Here is a 22,860-nt window from a genome sequence, read left to right on the forward strand (position 1 = left end):
TAGACGAGGCGGGGTCATCGGGCGAGCCCGGCGATCAGACCGAGGGCCAGCGGGATCAGCCAGAGCAGCAGGCAGGCCCGGCGGTAGACGGCGAGGCCGCGCGCGAGGTCGGCGGCTGTCGGGCGCGGTCCGCCGCCGAAGGTCGGGCGGCACGTCGGGACGCCGTCATAGACCGCCTCGCCGCCCAACTGGACGCCCAGGGCGCCGGCCATGGCGGCTTCGGGCCAGCCGGCGTTGGGCGAGGCGTGGCGACGGGCGTCGCGGGCCATCGTCCGCAATCCACGCCCGCCGGCCAGGGCGATCAGTCCGCCGGCCAGCCGGGCGGGGACCAGGTTCAGCAGGTCGTCGGTGCGCGCCGCCGCCCAGCCGAACATCCGCCAGCGCTCTTCCTTGTGGCCGACCAGGCTGTCGGCGGTGTTGACGCTTTTGTAGGCGAACAGGCCGGGCAGACCGCCGACCAGCAGCCAGAAGGCCGGGGCGACGACACCGTCGTTGAAGCTTTCAGCCAGGCTCTCCAGGGCGGCGGCGGCCACGCCCTCGACGTCGAGGGCCGCGGTGTCGCGGCCGACGATCAGGCCCACCGCCGCGCGCGCCGCCGCCAGGTCGCCGGCTTGCAGCGGCCCCAGGACGGCGGCGACATGGTCGTGCAGGCTGCGCTGGGCCAGGCCGACGGTCGCGATCAGGGCGACCAGGGCCAACGCCGGCAGGCTGGCGCCCAGCAGGCCCTGCGCGACGGCGCCGAGCACGACGGAAGCGGCGACCAGCAGCGCGACCAGCACGACTCCCAGCAGACGACGGCGCCGGTCGGACGACGCCGGTTGGTTCCAGCGCCGCTCCAGTCCGTCGATTAGCGCCGCCGGCCAAGCCACGGGATGTCCGACCCGCCGGATCAGCGCGGCCGGATAGCCCAGCATCGCCTCCAGCCCCAAGGCCAGGGCCACGACCCACGGCCAGGGGGCCGTCTCAGTCATCCACCCGCCCGATCAGTTCGATCAGCGGGCCCCAGGACCCGGAGACGATGGCCGCCCTGACGCCATAGGCCCGCTCCAGCACGGCCGGCGTCAGGGCTTCCAGCGGCGCGGCGTCGGCGATCAGGGCGCCGTCCCGCAGCACCAGCACCCGGTCGGCCAGGCGCAGGGCCACGCCCAGGTCGTGCAGGGTCATGACCACGCCATGATCCGGCTCGGCCGCGAAGGCGCGCATCAGGTCGACGGCGTCCAGCTGGTGGCCGGGATCCAGCCCGGCCAGCGGCTCGTCGGCCAGCAGCCACGAGGGCTCGCCCGCCAGCACCCGGGCCAGCAGGGCCCTGGCCCGTTCGCCGCCCGACAGGGTGGTGACGTCGCGGCGCGCCAGATCCGACATGCGGGTGCGGTCCAGGGCGGCCCGGACCGCGGCGTGGTCGGCGTCGCTAAGCCCTCGGGCTCCGCTGTGCGGCGTGCGTCCCAGGCCGACCAGGGTCTCGACGTCCACCGCCCAGGCCACCTCCGGCGTCTGGGGCAGGAAGCCGATCCGGCGGGCGCGTTGGCGATGGGCCAGGCCCAGGATCGGCTCGGCGCCCAGCGACACCCGGCCGGCGTCGGGACGGCGCAAACCGGCTAGGCAGGCCAGCAGAGTCGATTTGCCCGCGCCGTTGGGGCCGACGATGGCGGTGACCTCGCCGGGACGGAAGCGCGCCGCGACCCTGGCGAGGACCGGGCGGCCGCCCAGGGCGACGGTCAGGTTCTCGGCGACCAGGTCGCTCATGCCAGTTTCCCTTGGGCCAAGGTCCTTCATGCCAGCCTCCGGCGCATCGAGATCAGCAGGGCCAGGAAGAACGGCCCGCCGATGGCGGCCATGGCCACGCCCAGTCGAACCTCGGCGGCCGAGGGCGTCAGCCGCACCAGGATGTCGGCGGCCAGCACCAAGGCCGCGCCGGCCGCCGCGCTGGGCGCCAGCAGGGCCCTTGGCTGGTGACCGACCAGCGGCCGCATCAGGTGCGGGGTGATCAGGCCGACGAAGCCGATCATGCCGGTCACCGCCACGCTGGCGCCCGACGCCAGCCCGACCCCGACCGCCAGCAGCACCCGCGTCAGGTTCAGGTCGATCCCCAGCGCCTTGGCTCCGGTCTCGCCCAGGGTCAGGGCGTCCAGCGCCCGGCCCAGCATCAGCATGACGCCGGATCCGACGGCGATGAAGGGCAGGGCCCGCCAGACGTCGTCGGCGCTGCGGTCGGCCAGCGAGCCCAGCAGCCAGTTGATGATCTCCTGCGCCGCCCAAGGGCTGGGCGCCAGGCTCAGGGCCAGGGCGACGCCGGCGCTGGCCACGGTGTTGAGGATCACCCCGGCCAGGATGAAGGTGATGGTTCCGCCGGTCCCGCCAGCCAGGGCCAGCATGACCGCCACCCCGATTCCCGCGCCGATCATCGCCGCCCCGAACAGCAGCCAGGGCGTGGTCAGGGAGAGGCTCAGATACATGGTCATCACCGCCCCCAGGGCGGCCATGGACGACACGCCCAGTACGCCCGGATCGGCCAGCGGGTTGCGGGTGTAGCCCTGCATCACCGCCCCCGACAGGCCCAGGGCCGCGCCCACCGCCATGGCCAGGATGGTCCGCGGCAGCCGCAGTTCGAAGATGATCGCCCAGCGCGGATCGACGGCCTGGGTCCAGGCGCTCCAGGGAACCCAGACCCGGCCGGCCATCAACGACAGGCCGCTCAGCAGCAGCACTAGCAGGCAAAGGCCGGCCAGCAGCAGGAGGCGCCGGGTCATGCGGCGGCTCCCAGCACTTGCCGACGGGCGGCCGCCAGGGCGGCGGCGGTGTCCACCAGGCTGGGGCCGCCGCAATAGAGCAGCCGCTCGGGGAACACCGCCCGGGTCATGCGCGAGGAGATGCTGGCCAAGGCCGGGTGGCTGAGGATCTTCTCGGCGAAGGTCGGGGCGTTGGGCGCGGCCTGGCCGGCCAGCAGCACCTCGGGCGGATCGTCCAGCAGGCGTTCCAGCGAGACATTGCCCCACTTCTTCAGGCCATAGCGCCGGGCCACGTTCACGAAACCGGCGCGGCGCATCATCTCGTCGACAAGGGTGCCATGGCCGGCCGCGAAGCCGTTGGGCTGGAAGACCAGGGCGGTGATCGGGCGGGCGCTGGGACGCGGCGCGCCCCTGGCCATCGCCGCCTCCACCCGGGCGATCAGCGCCTCGCCGCGCTCGGCATGGCCGACGGCCGCCGCGATCCGGCGGATCTGCTCCTGGTTCTCGACCCAGCTGTTGGGCACCTTGAACAGCTCGGTGCGGATGCCCAGCCGCTTCAGGGCCGCTCGGGTGGCGGGCGAGGAATGGGCGGCGGTCAGCACCACGTCGGGCCGCAGGGCGATCACTTCCTCGGCGCTTTCGTAGGTGATCGGATAGTCCAGCGCGATCCTGGCGATGCTCGATTGCTGCGGGTCGCGGGCATAGTGGCTGAGGGCCGCGACCTGGCCGCGGTCGGCGACATTGACCAGCACGGCGTCCAGGCAGGGGTTCAGCGAGACCACGCGGGGCAGGACGCGGGCGCTGGCCACGCCGCTCAGCAGGCCGGTCGCCAGCCCGGCGCCGACCGCCGCGCGCCGGGTGAGACCGGTCAAAACTCGACCCCGCGCTGGGCCTTGAAGCCCTGTTCGAACGGATGCTTGACCAGGGTCATCTCGGTGACCAGGTCGGCGATCTCCAGCAACTGCGGCTTGGCGTTGCGGCCGGTCAGGCAGACATGCTTGTCGCCGGGGCGGGCCTTCAGCACCGCCACCACCTCGTCGATGTCGAGATAGTCGTAGCGCAGGGCGATGTTGATCTCGTCCAGCAGCACGAAATCCAGCTTGGGGTCGGCGATCATCTGCTGGGAGACCAGCCACGCGGCCCGGGCGGCGGCGATGTCGCGTTCGCGGTCCTGGGTGTCCCAGGTGAAGCCCTCGCCCATGACTTCGTAGCGCACCTGGTCGGGGAACTTGCTGAAGAACAATCGCTCGCCCGTTTTCCACTTGCCCTTGATGTATTGGACGACGCCGACCTTCAGGCCCCAGCCCAAGTTCCGGGCCACCATGCCGAAGCCGGCCGAGGACTTGCCCTTGCCGTCGCCGGTGTGGACCAGCAGCAGACCCTTCTCCAGCGTCTTGGTCTGCATCATCGCGTCGCGCTCGGCCTTGAGGGCCTTCATGGCTTCGGTGTGCCGGGTGTTCAGGTCATCGCTCATCGAAGGCTCTCCAGGGCGTTGGCGAGGCGGAGCCAGTCCGCTTGCGGGCCGGGCAGGCCAAAGCGGATCAGCGTCTCGTCCCAGGGGAAGGGGCGGGTGAGGATCCCGGCGCGGGCCAGGACCTCGAAGCGGCGCGGCGCGTCGGCGGCCCGCGCCAGGCGGAACAGCGACGTACCGCCCAGGATCGTGAAACCGACGCCGCGCAGCAGGTCGTCCAGCCGCGCGGCGTCGTCGGCTAGGCGCAGGAGGGTCTGGACCGCCCAGTCCGTGTCGGCATAGGCCGCCAGGCCGGCGGCGATCGCCGGACCCGAGACGGGCCAGTCGCCCAGCGCCCGGCGGACACGGGTCGCCAGGTCCGGCCGGGCGACCAGAAAGCCCAGCCTCGCGCCGGCCAGGCCGTGGAACTTGCCGAACGAACGCAGGACCATCAGCCCTTGGCGGCCTGGTGCGCCGGCCAGGGCGGCGACCGAGCGCGCCGGATCGACGTCGACGAACGCCTCGTCCACCAGCAGCGGCTTGTCGGTCAGGTCGAGGACCTGATCGGTCGACAGAACGCGGCCGGTGGGGTTGTCCGGATTGACCAGCACCCGCAGGTCGGCCGCTGGATCGTTCAGGTCGACGATCCGGGCGTCCGCCGCCCGCCAGGCGTCGGCATGGCCGCCATAGGTCCGGGCCGGGATCGCCGCGCACCGCGCGGTCAACAGGCGGGGCAGGAGGCGGATCAGCGCCTCGCTCCCCGCCGCCGCCACGACCCGCGCCGGATCCTCGACGCCGAAGGCCGTGGCCGCGACCCGTTCCAGCCGCCGCAAGGACTCTGGATCGGGCAGGCGCGACCAAGCCTCCGGCGCGAGGAGCGGGACGGGATAGGGCCAGGGGTTGATCCCCGTCGACAGGTCCAGCCACGGCTTCGGCGCGTCGGGCCAGGCCGAGCGCGCCGCGCCGAGACGTCCGCCGTGGCCGAGGATGGCCGCCGGCGTCGCCACGGCTAGAACCTGGCCCGCACGCCGGCGAAGGCGCCGCGACCCAGGGTCCCGTAGCGGTAGAGAGTTTCGTACTGCTGGTCGAACAGGTTTTCGACCCGGCCGTACAGCTCGAACGTCGCGTTGATCGGATAGGCGATCCGCACGTCGGTCAGGACATAGCTCTTCAGCCGCCGGGTGTTGGACGCGTTGTCGAAGCTGTGGCCGACATACTGCATCGTCACCCCGCCGGTCAGGCCGTTGGCGAAGCTGAGCTCGGCGTCCGCCGAGGCGGTCTCGCCGGCCCGGCGCACCAGGTCCTTGCCGTAGTTGGCGCCGGCCGACCTGTTGACCGCGTCCATGTTGGTGTAGTTGGCCGACAGGGTCAGCAGGGTGTTGACCTCGAAGCTGCCCTCCACCTCCACGCCGTCGGCCCGGGTCTTGGCCGTATTGGCGTAGCCGCCGAAGTTGGGCGGCGTGTTGTTGGACAGGAAGTCGATCTGGTTCTTGGTGTCGCGGTTGAAATAGGTGATCGCCCCGCGCAGGCGGCCGTCCAGCAGGCTGTGCTCGACGCCCACGTCCCAGCTCTTGGCCTCCTCAGGCTTCAGGCTGGTGTTCCCGTAGTCGCTATAGAGCTGATACAGCGACGGGGCCTTGAAGCCCTCGCCATAGTTGGCGCGGAAGACGGTGGCGCCGCCGTTCGGACTCCAGGTCGCGCCGGCCTGGTAGGTGGTGGCGCCGCCGAACGTGTCGTGGTCGTCATGGCGGACGCCGCCGGTCAGGGTCAGGCCCGCGACCGGCTTGGCCTGTAGCTGGCCATAGACGCTGTCCATGCCGGTGGCATGGCGGTCGGGCGTCGGGTTCGCATCGAACTCGGAGGGCGCGGCGGTGCGGAACCAGGTGCGCTCGGTCTCGGCCCCGAACACCGCGCGCCAGATCGGGCTGATCGTCCAGGTGCCCTGATATTCCAGGCTGTTGTCTGTACCTCGAGCGTCGAAGGTCTTGGTGGTGACGGGCTGGTCGGGATTGTAATTGTCGCGATCGGTCTGGGTGTAGGCGTAGCCGATGCGGCTGTTCAGGGCGCCGCCGAAGTTGGACAGGCGCGCACCCAGATAGCTGACCAGTTCCTTGGTCCTGCCGTACTCGGCCGTGTCGGCGAACGCGAAGGCCGGGGCGGGGAAACCGTCGAATTCGTTGCGGCCCCGGGCGTAGGACAGGCGGGCGTCGAGCGCGGCCCAGTCGGTGACGTTCAGGTCCAGGCGACCGCTGACGGCGGTGTTGCGATAGCCGTCCTTCTCCTTGCCGCCCATGGCTTCATCGAAGTTGGAGACGCCGGCGGTGGTGTAGGATCCGGCCGCCAGGCGCCAGCCGCCCCAGGCGCCGCCGGCCCCGACGCCGACCCTGGCGTAGGCCGTGGCGCGCGAGCCGCCCTCGACCGTGGCGTCGCCCGACAGCGGGCCGTCCGGGGTCTTGGTGATCATGCTGACCACGCCGCCAATGGCCTGGCTGCCCCACAGGGTCGATTGCGGGCCGCGCAGCACCTCGATGCGGTCGACGTCGCCGGCCAGCAGGGTGGCGAAGTTGTAGCCGCCACCGGTCGCCGACGGGTCGTTCAGCTTGACGCCGTCGATCAGCACGGCGGTCTGGTCGCTCTCGGCGCCGCGGATGCGCACCTGGGTCGAGCCGCCGACGCCGCCGTTGCGGGTGACGGTGACGCCGGGCGTGCGCGACAAGAGGTCGGACACTACCACCGCCTGGCGCTGGCGCAGGGTCTCGGCGGTGATCACGGTCATGCTGACCGGCGTTTCGGACAGCTTGTCGACGGCGCGGCCAGCGGTGACCACCACCTGGTCGACGGCGTTGGCGTCGTCGAGCGGTTCGGCGGCCAGGGCGAGGCTCGGCAGGGCCAGGGCGGGAAGGGCGGCCACCAGGGCCAGGGCGGAAATCGAGCGCATGTTGATCCTCCGTGCGCGGCGACGAAGGCTGGCCCGAGGATTCGGACCGGCCTGGCGATGTCGCCTCGGGGGAAGAACCCCATCGTACGGCGCACCCCGGCCGGACGAAGGACGACCGCGACGGGCAGGTCTCCTGGCTCGCGGGTCGTCGCCGATGCGCGTCGCCTTCCCAACCGTCCTCCGAGGAGGTCAGTCAGTGGCTCGTGACGCGCGAGCTCGCCGCTTACAGTTGCGGGGGCAGCCCGGGTTTCGCACCCGAGTTCCCTTTTCATCCTCTTTCGAGGAACCTGTCGCGTGAGCTGCACTATATGTTGCGTCGCACACGGTCAATCTGGCCAACGATCTGGAGCGCGTCTTGCCGTCTACCCTCGTCCTGGGCGGAGCCCGATCCGGCAAGAGCGCCTTCGCCCAGGGCGCGGCCGAGGCCCTGGCGGCCGAATCCGGCGGCCGGCTGGTCATGGTCGCCACCGCCCAGGCCTTCGATTCGGAGATGACCGAGCGCATCGCGCGCCACCGCTTGGATCGCGGCGCGGCCTGGACGACGCTCGAGGCGCCGCTCGATATCGCCAGTGCGTTGGAAGCGCTCGGCGCGAACGACATCGTCGTGGTCGACTGCCTGACGCTCTGGCTTTCGAACCTCATGCTGGACGAGCGGGACGCGGCGGCGGCGGTCGGCGAACTGGTCGAGGCGGCCGGCCGGTTTCCCGGGACCCTGTGGTTGGTGTCCAACGAGGTCGGGTTCGGCATCGTGCCCGACAACGCCCTGGCCCGCCGGTTCCGCGACGAGGCCGGCCGGCTGCATCAGGCCCTGGCCCACGCCGCCGACGCCGTGACCTTGGTCGTGGCCGGGCTGTCGCTGCGCCTGAAATAGATCTTGCGATGGGGATCGTCGCTCGTCCGTCCCCTTTGGCGGCGCTACGAATCCCAGCCTTTTCAAGGCTCTGAAGAAAAAGCAGCGTCACCGGTCCTCGGGCCTCAAACCCATCCCATACTGGACCCTGTCTCCATCGCGGGGGAGGGCTCTTGGTACCGGCCCAAGCAGGCGATGGGGATGGAACCGAGCGGGGCCGCCTGGGCCTGGCGATCGGGTCGTTCCGGGAGGCGGGGCTCAGAAGGTCCCAAGGTCCGGGGCGGACGGTGGCGGGACAGTCGGGTCGACGGGGCCGGAAAGTTCAAACCGGCCCGTTCCAGGATCAGTCGGAGTCGTCGACGGCCCCTTCCGGGCGACTTTGATCCTGCCCGTCCGAGGGGAAACGTCGATCGGGATGAAACAGGCCCTCAGTCGCCGTCCCTCGAGACAAACGGTTTCGCGGAGCGGACTGGTCCAGCCGAAACGCAACACAACTACCCACGGTCATCCGGGCTCGGCCCGGACCGCTCCGCGCCTCCCCACCCACTCGCCCCCGAAAGGCCGAGGTCGAACAGCCGTGGCTGGGGACAGGCGCACGCGCCTGTCCCCGTCCGTAATCGATTGTCGGGAAGAAACGGGATTGAGCGCCGATATCCCAAGCCTAAGATACTGAATAACAATCGCTGCCCGCACGGACGGGCGGCGCTCCGGGAGGACGCCATGAACGCCTTTGCCCCCATCGCCGCTTCAGCGACCATCGACGCCGGCCTGACGGTGACGCCCGCGGGTCCCGTGCTGGGGGCCGAGATCTCGGGCGTCGACCTGCGCCAGCCCCTGGCGCCGGAGATCGTCGCCGCGATCCGGGCGGCGCTGCTGCGCCACAAGGTGGTGTTCTTCCGCGACCAGGACATCAGCCACGAGGACCATGTCCGTTTTGGTCGCTATTTCGGGGATTTGGAGGGGCATCCTGTCACCGCCCACGTGCCGGGCTTTCCCGAGATCCTGCATATCGAGGCCGCCGACGGCATGAAGCTGCGCGAGGAGATCGTGCCGATCGTGCGCGCCGCCAACAAGTGGCACACCGACGTCACCTTCCGCCCGGCGCCGTCGATGGGCGGGGTGCTGCGCATGCGCCAGATGCCGCCGCTGGGCGGCGACACCCTGTTCGCCGACACCGCCGCGATCTATCGCGACCTGCCCGACGCGCTGAAGGCGCGCATCGCCGATCTCAAGGCCGAGCACGACATCCTGCAGAGTTACGGCTACCGCGTCGACGAGGCCAAGCGCCAGGAGCTACGCGCGGCCCATCCGGTCCAGGCTCATCCGGTGGTCCGCACCCACCCCGAGACCGGCGAGAAGCACCTGTTCGTCAACAAGGTCTTCACGACGCGGATCCTGGGCCTGCCCGAGGACGAGGCCGCCAAGCTGCTGGCCGACCTGCTGGACCGTGTGAAGACCCCCGAATACCAGGTTCGTTTCCGCTGGACGCCCAACGCCATCGTCTTCTGGGACAATCGCGCCACCCAGCACTACGCCATCCTCGACTACTGGCCGCAGGAGCGCGTCGTCGAGCGGGTGACGATCCAGGGCGACGTCCCGTTCTGAGGCGACCTGGGCGCAGTGGCGGATATGCCCCCCAGGATCAAAGGGTTGATCGAGAAATCTGATGCATCCTTAGGATCTCGACACGCGCGTACCGACGCGACGCTCCATCAGCAGCAGGCTGAGCATCACCAGGAAGGCGAAGACCAGCAGGGCGCCGGCCAGCTGGTGGGCCTTGTCCCATTCCAGGGCCTCGACCAGTCGGTAGATCTCGATCGACAGCACCTCGGTCTGGCCCGGAATGCCGCCGCCCAGCATCATCACCACCCCGAACTCGCCCACCGTGTGGGCGAAGACCAGCAGGGCGGCGACGGCGTAGCCCGGCAGGGCCAGGGGCAGGGCCACCCTGACGAACGCCGCCCAGGGCGAGGCGCCCAGGGTGGCGGCGGCCTCCAGCGGCTCGTCGCCCACGGCGATGAACGCGTTGCGCAGCGGCTGGACGGCGAACGGCAGGGAATAGACCAGCGAACCGATCACCAGGCCCTGGAAGGTGAAGGCCAGGGTGCGGATCCCGAACGGGTGCAGCAGGGCGATCAGCGGGCTTTGCGGGCCCAGGGCGATCAGCAGGTAGAAGCCCAGGGCGGTCGGGGGCAGGACGATCGGCAGGGCCACCAGGGCCCCGACGGGCGCCTTCCAGCGCGACCGGCCGCGCGCCAGCCACCAGGCCAGGGGCGTGGACAGCACCAGCAGCAGGACGGTGGTGACGCCCGCCAAGCGGGCGGTCAGCCATGCGACCTCCAGCATGGTCACTTGGCCTGGAGCTTGATCGGCGGCAGGAGGCTCGGCATGGCTCTGGTTCCGGCCCTTCAGTCCGCGAGGGCGCTCGGTTATGTAGATGGGTTGCATAACGAGTTTTCCGGCCCAGGTCATCTTCGCCACGAGGTTCTTCATGTCCAACGACGGTGATCTGAGCGCGACCCTGGTCCTGCGCCGCGGCGGCCTCGCGCGAGTGGGGCTGGAGCGCATCGCCCTGATCGAGGCGATCGGCGCCCTGGGCTCGATCAGCGCGGCGGCCAGGCAGCTGGGCCTCAGCTACAAGGGCGCCTGGGACGGTGTCCAGGCGCTGAACAATCTGTTCGATGCGCCGCTGGTGGTCGCCAACGCCGGCGGCAAGGCCGGCGGGGCGGCGCTCGTCACCCCGCGCGGCCTGGCGGTCATCCGGGCCTTTCGCGACGTCGAGCGCGAGATCGGCGCGGCCCTGTCGCGGCTGGAGGCGGGTCTGTCGGCGCCGGATCCCGGCCTGGGCGACCTGTTCTGGAGCCTGGGCCTGCGCACCAGCGCGCGCAACGCCCTGCGTGGGACCGTCGCCGCGATCGAGGACGGCGAGGTTACAGCCCGGGTCGCGCTCGACCTGGGCGAGGGCCTGGAGATCGCCTCGATCATCACCCGCCGCAGCCGCGAGGAACTGGGCCTGGCGGTCGGCAAGCCCGCCGTCGCCCTGATCAAGTCCAGCTTTGTCGTCCTGGGCGACGACGATCCGTTTGAAGACGGGACCAATCATCTGGCCGGGACGGTGGCCGACCGCGAGGACGGCGGCGAGGTCAGCGAGGTCACGCTGGCCCTGTCGGCCGGCAAGACCCTGGTCGCGACCGTGGCGGCGTCCGATGCGACGCCGGCCGTGGGAGCCCGCGCCACGGCCATGATCGCGCCGTCCAACGTCATCCTCGCCGTCGAATAGAGCATCGCGCGGAAAAGTGGACGCCGGCTTTCCGCAAAAGCGATGCGAAAACAAAAATCTAGAGCAAATCGTGCGATTCCTATGTCGCGCGATTTGCTCCAGGTGGTCGTCAGTGAACCGTCGCCCGCTCGGAGGCTGGCGCGGCGTCCGACTCCTGGCGCAGGCGGGCGGGCAGGGGATAGCCGTCGACCCTCAGGGCGGCGTTCAGGGCGCGGGCCAGCACCATGGTCGGCTGGGCGTCGACCAGCAAAGGCTCAAGCAGGGCCTCGCCCGCCGCCGTCGCCGTTCCTGCCAGTCCGCAGGAGACCATCAGCCTCTGCTCGTCGGTCGAGATGCCGCCGCAGGCCGGGCATTCCACTTGGATCGGCCGGCGCAGGCTGGCCTCCACCGACTGCATCCAGGCTACGAACAAGCCGCCGGTGCGGTTGGACGCCCGAAAGGCCAGGGCCTGGGCGACCAGGCGCGTCGGGTGCTCGCCGGCCGACCTCAGCGCCGCCCACTGGCGCAAGGCGCTGAGGAGCAGCCTTTCACCGACGGTTGGCCCGGAGGTCCAGCGCAGCGCCATGGAATCGGGAGTCATCGCAGCCTCTCGGACGAGCGTCGCGTTCATTTTTGCGACTGGTTCGCAAGTTAATGTTCGACCTAGTTGCGAGTCAATCGCAACTTATCGTCCTTCCTGCGCGCTGGACCGACGCAGCTCAGCGGCTTAGGTTCAAGTTTCGCCGCAACCCGTTCGTCCGCCTTGAGTCTCCGGAGCCCGAGCTGTCCGCAAATCCTCGATCGATCACGCCGATGATCCGGCTGTACGGCGAGAAACGGGCCAATCTGGTGCGCGTTTTCGCCGCCAAGCTCCGCTCGGCCAGCGAGGCCGAAGACCTGATCCAGGACCTGTATCTGAAGGTGCAGGCCCTGGGCGAGGTCGAGGTCGAGGGCGACGGCTCGGCGCTGCTGTTCCGCATGGCGCACAACCTGATGCTCGACCGTTTGCGTAGCCAGTCCCGCGCCGGGGCGCGCGACGAGGGATGGCGCAGCCTGCAGGGCACGGTGCTGGGCGACCAGCAGGTGGCCGATGTGCCGTCGGCCGAGGAGGTGGTGGCCGGCCGGCAGCGGCTGAGCGCGATGATGACGGCGGTCGACGCCCTGCCGCCCCAGGTCGCCCGGGCGTTCAAGCTTCACAAGCTGGAAGGCCTCAGCCACGCCGACACCGCGGTCGCCATGGGCGTCAGTCGCAGCTCGGTCGAGAAGCACGTGAGCGCCGCCCTGAAGGCGCTGATGGCGAAGCTGGCATGAGGGCGTTTCTGGGTTTCGGCGCGGGGTGTGGAGGTTTCGCCGCCTTGGTGACGTCTTATCCTTGCAAGGGCGCCGCTTGGCGTCAGGACGGAGCGAAATGACGCGCGCCCAAACGGACATCGATGCGGAGATGGCCGAAGCGATCGACTGGCTTGTCCGCCTGCAGGGCGAGACGGTCACCGAGCGCGACTGGCTGGAGTTCGACGCCTGGCTGACGGCCTCGCCGGCCCATGCCGAAGCCTATGACGCCGTGCTGACCTTCGATGACCGCCTGACTCTCGACAGCCGCCTGTCCCAGGGCGAGCCGGCCGCCGAGCCTCTGACGGCCTTCTCCGGCAAGGTGGTTCCGCTGAGGCCGGCGCGGCGGGTCTGGATCTGGTCGGCGGGCGCGGCGATCGCCGCCGCCTTCGTGGCCGGCGCGGTCCTCCTGCCGGCCAGCGGCCTGCTGAGCGCGCACGAGACGACCTATGTGACCGGTGTCGGCGAGCGCCGGACGGTCGCCCTGGAGGACGGTTCCCGGATCGAGATGAACGCCGCCTCGCGGATGACCGTGCGGTTCGAGCGCCACGCCCGCCGCGTTCACCTGGACGACGCCCAGGCCTTCTTCGACGTGGCCAAGGACACTTCTCGGCCGTTCCTGGTTTCGGCGGGCGACACCCAGGTGCGGGTGGTCGGCACCCAGTTCGACGTCAGGCATCGCGACGGCCAGATTGCGGTCAATGTGCAGCGCGGCCTAGTCGAGGTGCGTCCCAACCTGCCGCGCGACGCCGCGCCGTTCCGGCTACGGCCGGGGCAGGGGCTGTCCCACCGCAAGGGCCAAAGGGCCGACGCGCGGGTCCAGGCCGTGGCCGTCGAGGAGGTCGCCGGATGGCGCCAGGGTCGGCTGATCTATCGCGACCAGCCGCTCTCACAGATCGCCGGCGACATGAACCGGCTGTTCCCGCGTCCGGTGAAGCTGGCCGACGCCGAAGCCGCCAACCTGCGACTTTCGGGCGTGTTGATCGTCGATGACCAGGATGCGATGGTTGACCGACTGTCGCACCTGCTTCCGGTACGAACGACGACGACCGACGACGCCATCGTGATCCGGGCGCGCTAGGGTCTTGCTGACCGGACCGGAATCGTTCGAAGCGCGAAGCTTGAGCTCTAGGGGGATAGAGCTGGAGCCCGATGATTTCGGACACGAAATCCCAGCTTCGCGGTCGGCCTGACGATCCGGGACGTTCCGGCGCGGTCGCCGTCGCCTGCCTGCGCCGCTCCGGTCCCGCCCTCGTTCTGGCGTCCAGCCTGGCCTTGGCCGGTGAAGCCGCCGCGACCCCGGCGCGGTTCCATTTCAACATTCCCGCCAAGGCTCGGTCGGAGGCCCTGATCGACCTGGGCGTCCAGGCCCGGGTGACCCTGGGCGGCGCCTCGTCCTGCCCGGGACGCAGCCAGACGGTCGTCGGGGTCCTGACCCTGCGCCAGGCGCTCCAGGCCGTGACCGCTGGGGCGTGCCGGTTTGAGGTTCTCGACAACGCCACGGTCAGCATCCGTCCGGCGCGGGCGACACGGGCCTGGGCTGCGGTCGAGCGGTCGCCCGCCGCCGCTCCACCGCCGGTGCTCGCGGCGCCGGCCATCGACAGCGTCATCGTCACCGCCACCAAGCGTCCGACCCGCCTGGGCGCGGCGGCCGGCGGGCTCAGCGTGATCGGCGCCGCGCGGCTGCGCGACGCTGGGGCGATCGACACGACCAGCATCTCCCAGCAGACCGCCGGCTTCATCACCACAAACCTGGGCGCGGCGCGCAACAAGATCATGCTGCGCGGCCTGTCGGACGGCACCTTCACCGGCCGCACCCAGCAGACCGTGGGCACCTATCTCGACAACATCCCGCTGACCTACAACGCTCCCGACCCGGACCTCCGGCTGATCGACGTCGACCGGGTTGAGATCCTGCGCGGCCCCCAGGGCGCGCTCTACGGCGGCGGATCGCTGAGCGGGGTTTACCGGATCGTTTCCGCCAAGCCGGTGCTGGACGAGCGGTCGGGATCGGTGCTGGCCGGGGCGGCCGTCACCGAGTCCGGTTCGCCCAGCAGCCGTCTGGAGGGCGTGGTCAACCTGCCGGTCGTCGCCGGTCGCGCCGCCCTTCGCCTGGCGGCCTACAGCGACGTGGACGGCGGCTATGTCGACGACGTCAACCTGCGCCTCTCCAACGTGGACCGCACCACGCGGACCGGCGGTCGCGCCGCCTTGGCGGTGGCGCTGGATCCGGAATGGTCGATCCAGCTGTCGGGCGTGCGCCAGGATCTGCACGCCACCGACAGCCAGTACACCACCCCCAGCCTGGGCGGTCAGAGGCGGGCCAACCAGGTGCGCGAGACCCATGACAACGTCCTGGAGCAGGGTGCGGTGACGGTCACGGGGGCGGGCGGCTGGGGGCGGTTCGTGTCGTCGACCGGCTATGTGCGCCACCGGTTCGCCAGCCGGTTCGACGCCACGGCGGCGCTGAACGGCGCGGGCGGCGACGCCGTCGACGTGGGCCTGTTCGACGAGGCCAGCAAGGTACGACTGCTGGTCGAGGACGCGGTGCTGTCGTCCCCCGACACCGACCGCTTCCGCTGGCTGTTTGGCCTCTACGGCCTGGCCAGCCTCGAGGACTCCGACGGCGAACTGCGGGCGCGGACCTTTTTCGAACCTTCGCGCCTGATCTATCTGGAAGCCCGCCGCGACCGGCGGCGGGAGCTGGCCCTCTATGGCGAGACCGCCTACGACCTGGGCGGCGGCTGGACCGCCAGCCTGGGCGGTCGCGCCTTCAGCAGCGAGGTGCACACCACCTCGTCGGTCGAAGCCCCGGCCCCCGGCCAGTCGCGCGCGCTGGACCGCAAGGCGCGGTTCACCGGCGTGTCGCCGAAATTCTCGCTCCAGAGGACCTGGAGCGGCGGGCTGGTCTATCTGCTGACCTCGGAAGGCTATCGCTCGGGCGGCTTCAATTCAGGCGGCCTGATCGCGCCGTCGACGCTGCGCGGGTCGTTCAAGCCCGACCATCTTCGCAACTACGAGATCGGCGCCAGCCTTCGGCCGGGCCATGGGCGGATGATCCTGCGGACCGCCCTGTTCCACGACGTCTGGACCGACATCCAGACCGATCAGTATCTGAGCTCGGGCCTGTCCTACACGGCCAATGTCGGCGACGGCCGCAACACCGGGCTGGAGGTCGAGGCGACGGTCCTGGCCGCTCCCGGCCTGATCCTGGACGCCAACGCCCTGTTCAATCGTCCGCGCTTGAGCAAGGTGAACCCCAACTTCGCCTCGGCGGCCCAGAGCGAGTTGCCCGGGGTGCCGGACGTCTCGGCCGGACTCATGGCGCGGTACGAGCGGACCCTGGCCCAGGCGCGACGCCTGGTTCTGACGAGCGAGCTGGACTATGTCGGCCGCTCGCGCCTGACCTTCGACCGCCGCCTGTCGCCGTCGATGGGCGGCTACGTCACCGGCCGTCTGTCGGCCGAGCTGGTGGGGCGGGACTGGAGCTGGACCCTGGCGGTGACCAACCCCGCCAACGCCTCAAGCGACACCTTCGCCTACGGCAACCCGTTCAGCTTCGGCCAGGTGCGCCAGGTGACGCCGCTGCGCCCCCGCACCTGGAGTCTCGTGGTTTTTCGCATGTTTTAGGGCGCGCGTGACCTTCTCACGCACGCGAACGCAAAGAAAGTTCTGAGGTCCCCTGGTCGGGGCGACGTTTATTTCCTGACGGGGCGTAGTTGGAAGGCCGCCCCAGGTCGGGGAAATCATATGTCTGTCCTGTCGGGGCTTGTCTGTGTCCACAATGAGGAGGCGCGGCTGGCCGAATGTCTGGCGCGGCTGGCGTTCTGCGACGAGATCGTCGTGGTCGCCGATCGCTGCACCGATCGCAGCGAGGCCATCGCCCGCAAGCTGGGCGCGCGGGTCGTCTCGGGCATCTTCCCCGTCGAGGGTCTGCGCAAGGAAGCCGGCGTCGCCGCCTGCCGCGGCGACTGGATCGTCGAGCTGGACGCCGACGAGGCGGTGACCCCGGCCCTGGCCCGGGAAATTCGCGAGACAATCGCCCGCGCCGACGCCGGCGACTGGTACCAGGTGCCCGTGGACAACTTCGTGGGCGCGCGGCTGGTGCGCCACGGCTGGGGCGGCTCGTTCGGCGCCTCGTCGGTGGCCCGGCTGTTCCGCAAGGGCGTCAAGCGCTGGAAGAGCGAGCGGGTCCATCCGGGCACCACCTTCGCCGGCGTCTATGGCGGCCGGCTGACCAACGCCATCCTGCACAAGGTCGACGACGACATCGCCGACATGGTCCAGCGCCTCAACCGCTACACCGCGCTGCGCGGTCAGGACCTGGCCGACAGCGGCAAGATCAAGAGCCTGTGGGACGACCTGTTCCGGGGCGTGCGCCGGTTCTGCAAGTGCTATGTCTCGCGCAAGGGCTACAGGGAGGGCGACATGGGTTTCCTGATCGCCCTCATGGCCGGCCTCTATCCGGTGCTTTCCAACCTCAAGGCCCGCGAGATCCGGATGCTGGCCGGCCAGAGCGTCCAGGCCGCGCGCCCCGGCGCGGTGATCGGCCTGGACCTCGACGACGCCAGGCTGGGTCATTCGGCCTAGGCCAGGTCATGTCGCTGCATCGCCTTCTGATCGCCGGGGTGATCGGGCCGGAACTGGCGCGCTGGAAAGCCGCCGGTCAGGCTCCGGTCTTCTGGTGGCGCGATGACGACGCGCGGCGGCCAAGCCCGGCCCTGGACCGCCTGCTGGCCCTTTCGATCCGCTTAGACGCGCCGATCACCATCGCCGCCGTGCCGGACGGCGACATCGCCGCCTTGGCCAAGGCCTGCGCCGCGGTTCCCGGCGCGGAGCTGGCGATCCACGGCTTCCGCCACGAGAACCGCGCCCCGGCGGGGCGGCCGTCCGGCGAGGTCAACGACCAGGACCGCCTGGCCGACGTGATGTCGGAGCTGGGCGCGGCCATGGAGGTGTTCCGCCGGGCCGGCGTGACGCCGCGCCTGTTCGTGCCGCCCTGGAACAGCGCCCATCCCACCCTGAAGCAGGCGCTGGGTCGGCAGGGCCTGGCGCTGTCCTGCTACGGCCAGATGCGGTGTGCGGAGGCGCCTGGGCGCCTGGACGCCCACCTGGACGTCATGCGCTGGAAGCCCAGGCCGCGCTTCCGGGGCGCGGTCCGGTTCCTGCTGCGCGCCCGCCGTCTGCTGGCCGAGCGCCGGCTGATGGGGGCCTGGGACCAACCGCTGGGCCTGCTGACCCATCATCTGGACCACGACGAGTCCGCTTGGCGCTTCCTCGAGGCGTTCCTGCCCGTCGCCAGGCCCGTGGCGCGCATGAGCCTCGACGAGCCGACGCTCCAGGCGTCGAGCGCCCGGATGACCTTGAGAGCCGGATAGGCGCGCCGCTGGCCTGGCGAACGCCTAGGCGGCGTGCGCCACCGTTCGATGTCCCTGCATCAGCAGTTCGCAGCTCAGCGCTAGCTTGGCGGCCGGGCCGACGGCGCCCAGGCTGTGCCAACTGGCGCCAACTCCTTCGATCAGCAGCAGCAGGCCGTCGGCCAGCGAGGCGGGCGCGCCAAAGCCGGCCTGGCGGGCGGTCTCGACGAGGTGGTCGCGCAGGCGGGTCTTATAGAGCCTGGCGACCCGGCGGATCGGATGGTCCTGGTCGCTGATCTCGGCCTCGAGATTGGACAGCAGCCATCCGCGGTAGCCGGGCTGGGTCACCTTGACCGCCGCGGACGAAACGATGGCGCGGATCTGGGCCACAGGGTCGTCGGGATGCTGCTGGGCGATGGCCATCAGCTGGTCCAGGTCCTCGAGCGCCAGCCGGGTCAGGCACGCGGCGGCCAGATCGTCCTTGGACTCGAAGTATCGGTACAGGGTCGTCTTGGTAACGCCGCTTCGGGCGGCGATCTCGTCGACGCCGATCGCCCGATAGCCGTGCTGGTAGAAGAGCTCCGTCGCCGCGTCGACCAGGCGGTCGGAGGCGGGGCGGTGGCCCGGGTTGGGCGTCTGGGGCTTGGCTTTCACAATCGAGCTCCTTGTGGAAACGCTTGGAGGAGCGGCCGGGCGCCTAGTGGACCGCCGAGGTGTCCGCCACCCGGGTGGGGCGAGGGGCCAGCCAGATGATGAAGGCCGCGGCGACGAACAGCGCCGCCATCGCCAGGAACACCTGGTTGGTGGCCAGCATCACGCCCTGGCCCTGCACCAGCTGCTCAAGGTTGCCGCGCGCCTGGTCGGGCGACAGCCCGCTGGCGGTCATCTGGTCCATGGTGTCCTGCGCGCCGTTCAGCAGGCCGGATAGTTCGCTGCGGTTGCGGCTGCCGCTGTCGGCCCAGACGGTGGTGACCATCGAGGTGGCGACGGCGCCCGACAGCGTGCGGCAGAAGTTCATCAGGCCAGCGGCGCTGGCGGTCTCCGGTTCGGTGACGCTGGCCAGGGCCAGGGCGGTCACCGGCACGAAGAAGAAGGGCATGCCGAAGCCCTGCAGCAGCAGCCAGTGGGCGATGTCGAAATAGCCCATGTCGGACGTGGCCTGGCTGCGCATGAAGGTGATCGCCCCCAGCCAGATCACGCCCAGGAACACCAGCCGGCGCGGATCGACCTTGGCCGATAATCCCGCTGCGAGGGGCGCCACCAGCACGGCGGTCACCCCCAGCAGCGCCGAGACGTAGCCCGCCCAGGTGGCCGTGTAGCCCATGTTCTGCTGGAGCCAGAGCGGAGTCAGGACATTGATCCCGAAGAAGGCCCCGAACGCGGCGCTGAGGGTGATGACGCTGGCGGTGAAGCCCCGGTGGCGGAAGACGCGCAGGTCGACGATCGGATTGGCGTCGGTCAGCTCCCAGATCAGGAACGCGACGAAGCCGATCGCCGCGACGACCGCCAGGCCCACGATCAGCGGCGAGGCGAACCAGTCGTGCTCCTTGCCCAGGTCCAGCATGATCTGCAGGGCGCCGACCCAGACGACCAGCAGGCCCAGGCCCACCAGGTCGACCCGGGCCCTGGCCAGCGGGGTCTCGTGATTGCGTAGCAGCCGCCAGGCGAACCAGCTGCAGACGGCCGCGACCGGCACGTTGATCCAGAAGATGAAGGCCCAGCCGACATTGTCGCAGAGGGTCCCGCCCAGGATCGGTCCGAGGATCGGCGCGATCAGGGTGGTCATGGCCCACAAACCCGTGGCGGCCGCGGCGTATTTCTTGGGGAAGACCCGCAGCAGCAAGGTCTGGGATAGCGGCATCAGCGGACCGCCGCAGGCGCCTTGCAGCACCCGGAACAGCACCAGCAGGCTCAGGGAGGGGGCCAGGCCGCAGAGGAAGGAGAACAGGCCGAACCCGACCATGCCGAGCACGAAGACCTTCACCGCGCCGAAGCGTGCCGACAGCCAGCCAGTCAGCGGCACGACCACGGCCTCGGCCACGGCGTAGGACGTGATCACCCAGGTGCCCTGGCTGGGCGAGACGGCCAGGGCGCCGGAGATGTTCGACACCGAGACGTTGGCGATGGTGGTGTCGAGCACCACCAGGAAGTTGGCGGCCGCCAGGACCAGGCCGGCGAAGATCATCGCCGCTCCGGTCAGGGGTGCAGGGGATGTCGCGGAAGCGACGGCGGGGGCCTTGGCCATGACGGCTGTCCTTGGCTGCGGTTGGGGGACGGAGGCGGACGGTCAGGCGGCGGTGTCGATGGTCGCCTTCATCGACAGGCCCACACGCAGCGGGTGGGCCTTGAGGTCGGCCGGGTCGATGGCGACGCGCACGGGCAGGCGCTGGACGACCTTGATCCAGTTGCCGGTGGCGTTCTGGGCCGGGATCAGGGCGAAGGCCGAGCCGGTGCCGCCCGACAGGCCGGCGACCGTGCCGTGATACTTGACCGAGCCGCCGTAGAGATCGGCCTCCAGCTCGACCGGCTGGCCGATCCGCACCTTGCGCAGCTGGCCTTCCTTGAAGTTGGCGTCGACATAGGCCTGCTGGACGGGAACCACCTGCATCAGCACCGCGCCGGCGGCGACCCTCTGGCCGGCCTGGACGTTGCGACGGGTCACCACCCCGTCGATCGGGGCGCGGATCACCGTCCGCGCCAGGTCCACCGCGGCCTGATCGACCCGGGCCCGCGCGGCGGCGACCTCCGGATTGGTGTCGATGCTGGTTCCGTCGGTCAGCACCGCGTTCGCGGCCAGGGAGCCGACGGCGGCGGCGCGGTTGGCGGCGGTCTGGACCTGGGCGGCCTTGGCCGAATCGTAGGCGGCCTGGGCGTTGGCGAAAGCGTTCTGGGCGCGGGTCAGCTCGTCGCCTGACACCGCGCCGGTGGCGGCCAGGGCCTTGCGGCGATCCAGGTCGACCCGGGTGCGGTCCAGGTCCGACTTGGCCGAGGCCAGGGTTGCGGCGGCGCGAGCCTGATCGGCGCCGCGGGCGGCGATCTGGGCCGACAGGCTCTGGTCGGTGGCCAGGTAGCCGCGCACCTTGCGCTGGGCGCTGGCCAGGTCGGCCTGGGCCGAGGCCAGGGCGATGCGGGCGTCGGTGTCGTCGAGCACGACCAGCACCTGGCCCTGCTTGACAGCCTGGGTGTCGTTCACCGCAACGCTGCGCACGGGGCCGCCGACCAGCGGCGTGACCTGGGCGACATAGGCGCCGACATAGGCGTTGTCGGTCTCGACGCGGTGCGAGCCGACCAGGGCGTAGTAGGCGCCATAGCCGCCCGCGGCGAAAAGGACGGCGGCGGCGAGGCCGGCGAACAGGATCCTGCGCTTGCCCGTGGCGTCGGTGTTCGGGGCGGGCGCGGTGGTGGCCTCGATCTCGGGCGTGTCTTGAGAGTCGAACATGGGAGGGCTCCGGAGGAAGGGGGATGGGGATCAGGCGGCGTGGAAGCCGCCGCCGAGGGCGCGCACCAGCGCCACGTCGAGGGTGAAGGCGCGGGCTTCCAGGTCGGCGACCGTCCGCTGGTTGGTGATCATCGCGTCCTCGGCGGTCAGCACGTCGAGATAGGTCGACAGGCCGCCGCGATAGCGCTGCAGGGCGATGTCGTGGGCGTTGCGCGAGGCCTGGTAGGCGTTGCGGCTTTCCGCGAGGCGGGCGTCCAGGGCGCGGGTGCTGACCGCGGCGTCGGCGATATCCTGCAGCGCCTGGGTCAGGGTTCCGTTGTAGCTGGCCACCGCGGCGTCGTAGTCGGCCGCCGCCCCGCGGTAGTTGGCGCGCAGGGCGCCACCCTGGAAGATCGGCAGGCTGACGGCCGGGCCGATCGAGCCGATGCGCGAGCCGGCCTTGGTCAGCAGGTCCAGGCCCAGCGCCTGCTGGCCGAAATAGGCCGACAGGTCGATGTCCGGATAGAACTGGGCCTTGGCCTGGCGGATGCGCTGGGCGCCGGCCTGGGCCCGCAGGCGGGCGGCGATGACGTCGGGGCGACGGCCGATCAGGTCGGCCTTGAGGTCGGCGGGCAGGCCGAAGGCCTTGAGGGCCCCGATCTTCGGACGCTCGATCGCCAGGCCGCGGTCGGGGCCCGCGCCGAGCAGCGCCGCCAGGCGGTTGCGGGTCAGGCCCAGCGCCTCGTCGGCGGCCGCCAGGCTGGCGCGGGCCGCGGCCAGGTTGGCCTTGGCCTGTTCGGACGCGCCCTGGTTCTCCAGGCCGTTGTCGCGGCGATCGGCGGTCAGTTGGGCGGTCTGTTCGCGGGTGCGGACCGCGTCCTGGGCCGCGTCGCGGTCGGCGAACTGCTGGGCCAGGTCCGCATAGGCGGTGGCGACATTGGTCGACAGGGTCAGGCGCGCCTGGGCCGCCTCGGCCTGGGAAGCCTGGGCGTCCGAGGTCGCCGCCGCCAGGGTCGCGCGGTTCTTGCCGAAGAAGTCGAACTCGTAGGCGAAGTCGAGGCTGACCCGGCCGCTGTCGTTGTAGCCCTGCGGCACGAAGGCGGGCGGGACGCCGTTGTTGTAGCTCTGCTTGACCGAGGCGTAGGAGCCGTTGGCCGTCACGCTGGGCAGGGTGGCGGCCCTGGCCTGGCCGGCCAGCGCCTGAGCCTTGGCGACACGGGCCTGGGCGGCGGCCAGGTCGGGCGAGCCGCTCAGCGCCTCGTCGATCAGGGCGTCCAGCTGCGGATCGCCATAGGCCGTCCACCAGCGATCCGAGGGCCAGTCGGCGGTGGGCGCGGCCAGGCTGGCCTCGGCGGCATAGGCCGCAGGCGCCTTGATGGCCTGGGCAGGCGGCAGTTTCGGAACCGCCGCGCAGGCGCAAAGGCAGCTGGCTGACAGGAGGCACGCCATCAGGGCGCGCTTGGAAGCGGGGGAGGACATGCGAGGCTCTTTCTCAAACCGTACCGTATGGTCCATTTATATTTTCGCATGACG

The 22,860-nt window shown here is 70.7% G+C and carries 21 protein-coding genes and 1 riboswitch; of the genes, 8 read left to right on the forward strand and 13 right to left on the reverse strand.

What is annotated here, in order from left to right; all coding sequences use genetic code 11:
* Positions 1-14 precede the first annotated feature (14 nt).
* Genes cbiB through EV278_RS03500 form a run of 7 tightly spaced genes read right to left on the reverse strand, consistent with a single transcriptional unit; the run spans position 15 to position 7,114 of the window.
* Positions 15-971 (reverse strand): adenosylcobinamide-phosphate synthase CbiB, encoded by a 957-nt coding sequence (gene cbiB / locus EV278_RS03470; protein ID WP_132086695.1) that lies wholly within the window; start codon positions 969-971, stop codon positions 15-17.
* Positions 964-1,743, reverse strand: a complete 780-nt coding sequence (locus EV278_RS03475; RefSeq protein ID WP_132086697.1) for an ABC transporter ATP-binding protein — start codon at positions 1,741-1,743, stop codon at positions 964-966. Before EV278_RS03475 ends, cbiB begins: the two co-directional genes overlap by 8 nt.
* A gap of 26 nt (positions 1,744-1,769) precedes the next feature.
* Positions 1,770-2,747 carry an iron ABC transporter permease gene (locus EV278_RS03480; protein ID WP_132086699.1) on the reverse strand — a complete coding sequence of 326 codons (978 nt, stop codon included), beginning with the start codon at positions 2,745-2,747 and terminating at the stop codon, positions 1,770-1,772.
* Positions 2,744-3,598, reverse strand: a complete 855-nt coding sequence (locus EV278_RS03485; protein WP_243692063.1) for an ABC transporter substrate-binding protein — start codon at positions 3,596-3,598, stop codon at positions 2,744-2,746. Before EV278_RS03485 ends, EV278_RS03480 begins: the two co-directional genes overlap by 4 nt.
* The gene (gene cobO / locus EV278_RS03490) at positions 3,595-4,200 is read right to left on the reverse strand and encodes a cob(I)yrinic acid a,c-diamide adenosyltransferase (RefSeq protein ID WP_132086701.1); all 606 of its coding nucleotides are present in this window, start codon (positions 4,198-4,200) and stop codon (positions 3,595-3,597) included. The genes EV278_RS03485 and cobO overlap by 4 nt, the downstream gene beginning before the upstream one ends.
* On the reverse strand, positions 4,197-5,183 hold the full coding sequence (locus tag EV278_RS03495; RefSeq protein ID WP_132086703.1) for an aminotransferase class I/II-fold pyridoxal phosphate-dependent enzyme: 987 nt from the start codon (positions 5,181-5,183) through the stop codon (positions 4,197-4,199). Before EV278_RS03495 ends, cobO begins: the two co-directional genes overlap by 4 nt.
* A gap of 2 nt (positions 5,184-5,185) precedes the next feature.
* The gene (locus EV278_RS03500) at positions 5,186-7,114 is read right to left on the reverse strand and encodes a TonB-dependent receptor (protein ID WP_132086705.1); all 1,929 of its coding nucleotides are present in this window, start codon (positions 7,112-7,114) and stop codon (positions 5,186-5,188) included.
* Between the two features lie 105 nt (positions 7,115-7,219).
* A riboswitch (cobalamin riboswitch) is annotated at positions 7,220-7,420 on the reverse strand.
* A gap of 49 nt (positions 7,421-7,469) precedes the next feature.
* Here EV278_RS03500 and cobU point away from each other — a divergent pair.
* Positions 7,470-7,985 carry a bifunctional adenosylcobinamide kinase/adenosylcobinamide-phosphate guanylyltransferase gene (cobU, locus tag EV278_RS03505; RefSeq protein ID WP_132086707.1) on the forward strand — a complete coding sequence of 172 codons (516 nt, stop codon included), beginning with the start codon at positions 7,470-7,472 and terminating at the stop codon, positions 7,983-7,985.
* Between the two features lie 699 nt (positions 7,986-8,684).
* Positions 8,685-9,569, forward strand: coding sequence for a TauD/TfdA family dioxygenase (locus tag EV278_RS03510; RefSeq protein WP_132086709.1), 885 nt, complete (start codon positions 8,685-8,687; stop codon positions 9,567-9,569).
* Positions 9,570-9,638: 69 nt separating this feature from the next.
* Here EV278_RS03510 and modB read toward each other — a convergent pair whose 3' ends face one another.
* Positions 9,639-10,310: a molybdate ABC transporter permease subunit gene (gene modB / locus EV278_RS03515; RefSeq protein ID WP_132086711.1), complete on the reverse strand. Its 672-nt coding sequence runs from the start codon at positions 10,308-10,310 to the stop codon at positions 9,639-9,641.
* Between the two features lie 145 nt (positions 10,311-10,455).
* Between modB and EV278_RS03520 the strand changes: the two genes are divergently transcribed.
* Positions 10,456-11,244 (forward strand): TOBE domain-containing protein, encoded by a 789-nt coding sequence (locus EV278_RS03520; protein WP_132086713.1) that lies wholly within the window; start codon positions 10,456-10,458, stop codon positions 11,242-11,244.
* Positions 11,245-11,353: 109 nt separating this feature from the next.
* Here EV278_RS03520 and EV278_RS03525 read toward each other — a convergent pair whose 3' ends face one another.
* Positions 11,354-11,824 carry a hypothetical protein gene (locus EV278_RS03525; protein ID WP_132086715.1) on the reverse strand — a complete coding sequence of 157 codons (471 nt, stop codon included), beginning with the start codon at positions 11,822-11,824 and terminating at the stop codon, positions 11,354-11,356.
* A gap of 212 nt (positions 11,825-12,036) precedes the next feature.
* Between EV278_RS03525 and EV278_RS03530 the strand changes: the two genes are divergently transcribed.
* The 5 genes from EV278_RS03530 (at position 12,037) to EV278_RS03550 (ending at position 17,930) form a co-directional block, all read left to right on the forward strand.
* On the forward strand, positions 12,037-12,534 hold the full coding sequence (locus EV278_RS03530; protein ID WP_132086717.1) for an RNA polymerase sigma factor: 498 nt from the start codon (positions 12,037-12,039) through the stop codon (positions 12,532-12,534).
* Positions 12,535-12,631: 97 nt separating this feature from the next.
* Complete coding sequence (locus EV278_RS03535; protein WP_132086719.1) at positions 12,632-13,633, forward strand: FecR domain-containing protein; 1,002 nt, start codon at positions 12,632-12,634, stop codon at positions 13,631-13,633.
* A gap of 71 nt (positions 13,634-13,704) precedes the next feature.
* Positions 13,705-16,182 carry a TonB-dependent receptor gene (locus tag EV278_RS03540; RefSeq protein WP_132086721.1) on the forward strand — a complete coding sequence of 826 codons (2,478 nt, stop codon included), beginning with the start codon at positions 13,705-13,707 and terminating at the stop codon, positions 16,180-16,182.
* A gap of 120 nt (positions 16,183-16,302) precedes the next feature.
* On the forward strand, positions 16,303-17,142 hold the full coding sequence (locus EV278_RS03545; protein WP_132086723.1) for a glycosyltransferase family 2 protein: 840 nt from the start codon (positions 16,303-16,305) through the stop codon (positions 17,140-17,142).
* Between the two features lie 8 nt (positions 17,143-17,150).
* A complete protein-coding gene (locus EV278_RS03550) occupies positions 17,151-17,930 on the forward strand; it encodes a DUF2334 domain-containing protein (protein ID WP_132086725.1) in 780 nt (259 codons plus the stop codon).
* A 24-nt stretch (positions 17,931-17,954) separates the two neighbouring features.
* On the opposite strand, the gene EV278_RS03555 is transcribed toward EV278_RS03550, so the two are convergent.
* Genes EV278_RS03555 through EV278_RS03570 form a run of 4 tightly spaced genes read right to left on the reverse strand, consistent with a single transcriptional unit; the run spans position 17,955 to position 22,806 of the window.
* On the reverse strand, positions 17,955-18,563 hold the full coding sequence (locus EV278_RS03555) for a TetR/AcrR family transcriptional regulator (RefSeq protein WP_132086727.1): 609 nt from the start codon (positions 18,561-18,563) through the stop codon (positions 17,955-17,957).
* Between the two features lie 43 nt (positions 18,564-18,606).
* On the reverse strand, positions 18,607-20,154 hold the full coding sequence (locus tag EV278_RS03560) for a DHA2 family efflux MFS transporter permease subunit (protein ID WP_132086729.1): 1,548 nt from the start codon (positions 20,152-20,154) through the stop codon (positions 18,607-18,609).
* A gap of 42 nt (positions 20,155-20,196) precedes the next feature.
* Positions 20,197-21,348 (reverse strand): HlyD family efflux transporter periplasmic adaptor subunit, encoded by a 1,152-nt coding sequence (locus EV278_RS03565; protein WP_207905429.1) that lies wholly within the window; start codon positions 21,346-21,348, stop codon positions 20,197-20,199.
* 30 nt (positions 21,349-21,378) lie between these two features.
* Positions 21,379-22,806, reverse strand: coding sequence for an efflux transporter outer membrane subunit (locus EV278_RS03570; RefSeq protein WP_132086731.1), 1,428 nt, complete (start codon positions 22,804-22,806; stop codon positions 21,379-21,381).
* Positions 22,807-22,860 lie beyond the last annotated feature (54 nt).

The sequence above is a fragment of the Caulobacter sp. BK020 genome (genome assembly GCF_004342605.1).
Classification (GTDB): domain Bacteria; phylum Pseudomonadota; class Alphaproteobacteria; order Caulobacterales; family Caulobacteraceae; genus Caulobacter.

Excerpts from the sequence above, each read along its gene's own strand:
- cbiB (WP_132086695.1), bottom strand. The coding sequence starts at position 971 with ATGACTGAGACGGCCCCCTGGCCGTGGGTCGTGGCCCTGGCCTTGGGG.
- EV278_RS03475 (WP_132086697.1), bottom strand. The coding sequence starts at position 1,743 with ATGAGCGACCTGGTCGCCGAGAACCTGACCGTCGCCCTGGGCGGCCGC.
- EV278_RS03480 (WP_132086699.1), bottom strand. The coding sequence starts at position 2,747 with ATGACCCGGCGCCTCCTGCTGCTGGCCGGCCTTTGCCTGCTAGTGCTG.
- cobO (WP_132086701.1), bottom strand. The coding sequence starts at position 4,200 with ATGAGCGATGACCTGAACACCCGGCACACCGAAGCCATGAAGGCCCTC.
- EV278_RS03500 (WP_132086705.1), bottom strand. The coding sequence starts at position 7,114 with ATGCGCTCGATTTCCGCCCTGGCCCTGGTGGCCGCCCTTCCCGCCCTG.
- EV278_RS03510 (WP_132086709.1), top strand. The coding sequence starts at position 8,685 with ATGAACGCCTTTGCCCCCATCGCCGCTTCAGCGACCATCGACGCCGGC.
- modB (WP_132086711.1), bottom strand. The coding sequence starts at position 10,310 with ATGCTGGAGGTCGCATGGCTGACCGCCCGCTTGGCGGGCGTCACCACC.
- EV278_RS03520 (WP_132086713.1), top strand. The coding sequence starts at position 10,456 with ATGTCCAACGACGGTGATCTGAGCGCGACCCTGGTCCTGCGCCGCGGC.
- EV278_RS03525 (WP_132086715.1), bottom strand. The coding sequence starts at position 11,824 with ATGACTCCCGATTCCATGGCGCTGCGCTGGACCTCCGGGCCAACCGTC.
- EV278_RS03530 (WP_132086717.1), top strand. The coding sequence starts at position 12,037 with ATGATCCGGCTGTACGGCGAGAAACGGGCCAATCTGGTGCGCGTTTTC.
- EV278_RS03535 (WP_132086719.1), top strand. The coding sequence starts at position 12,632 with ATGACGCGCGCCCAAACGGACATCGATGCGGAGATGGCCGAAGCGATC.
- EV278_RS03540 (WP_132086721.1), top strand. The coding sequence starts at position 13,705 with ATGATTTCGGACACGAAATCCCAGCTTCGCGGTCGGCCTGACGATCCG.
- EV278_RS03545 (WP_132086723.1), top strand. The coding sequence starts at position 16,303 with ATGTCTGTCCTGTCGGGGCTTGTCTGTGTCCACAATGAGGAGGCGCGG.
- EV278_RS03550 (WP_132086725.1), top strand. The coding sequence starts at position 17,151 with ATGTCGCTGCATCGCCTTCTGATCGCCGGGGTGATCGGGCCGGAACTG.
- EV278_RS03560 (WP_132086729.1), bottom strand. The coding sequence starts at position 20,154 with ATGGCCAAGGCCCCCGCCGTCGCTTCCGCGACATCCCCTGCACCCCTG.
- EV278_RS03565 (WP_207905429.1), bottom strand. The coding sequence starts at position 21,348 with ATGTTCGACTCTCAAGACACGCCCGAGATCGAGGCCACCACCGCGCCC.
- EV278_RS03570 (WP_132086731.1), bottom strand. The coding sequence starts at position 22,806 with ATGTCCTCCCCCGCTTCCAAGCGCGCCCTGATGGCGTGCCTCCTGTCA.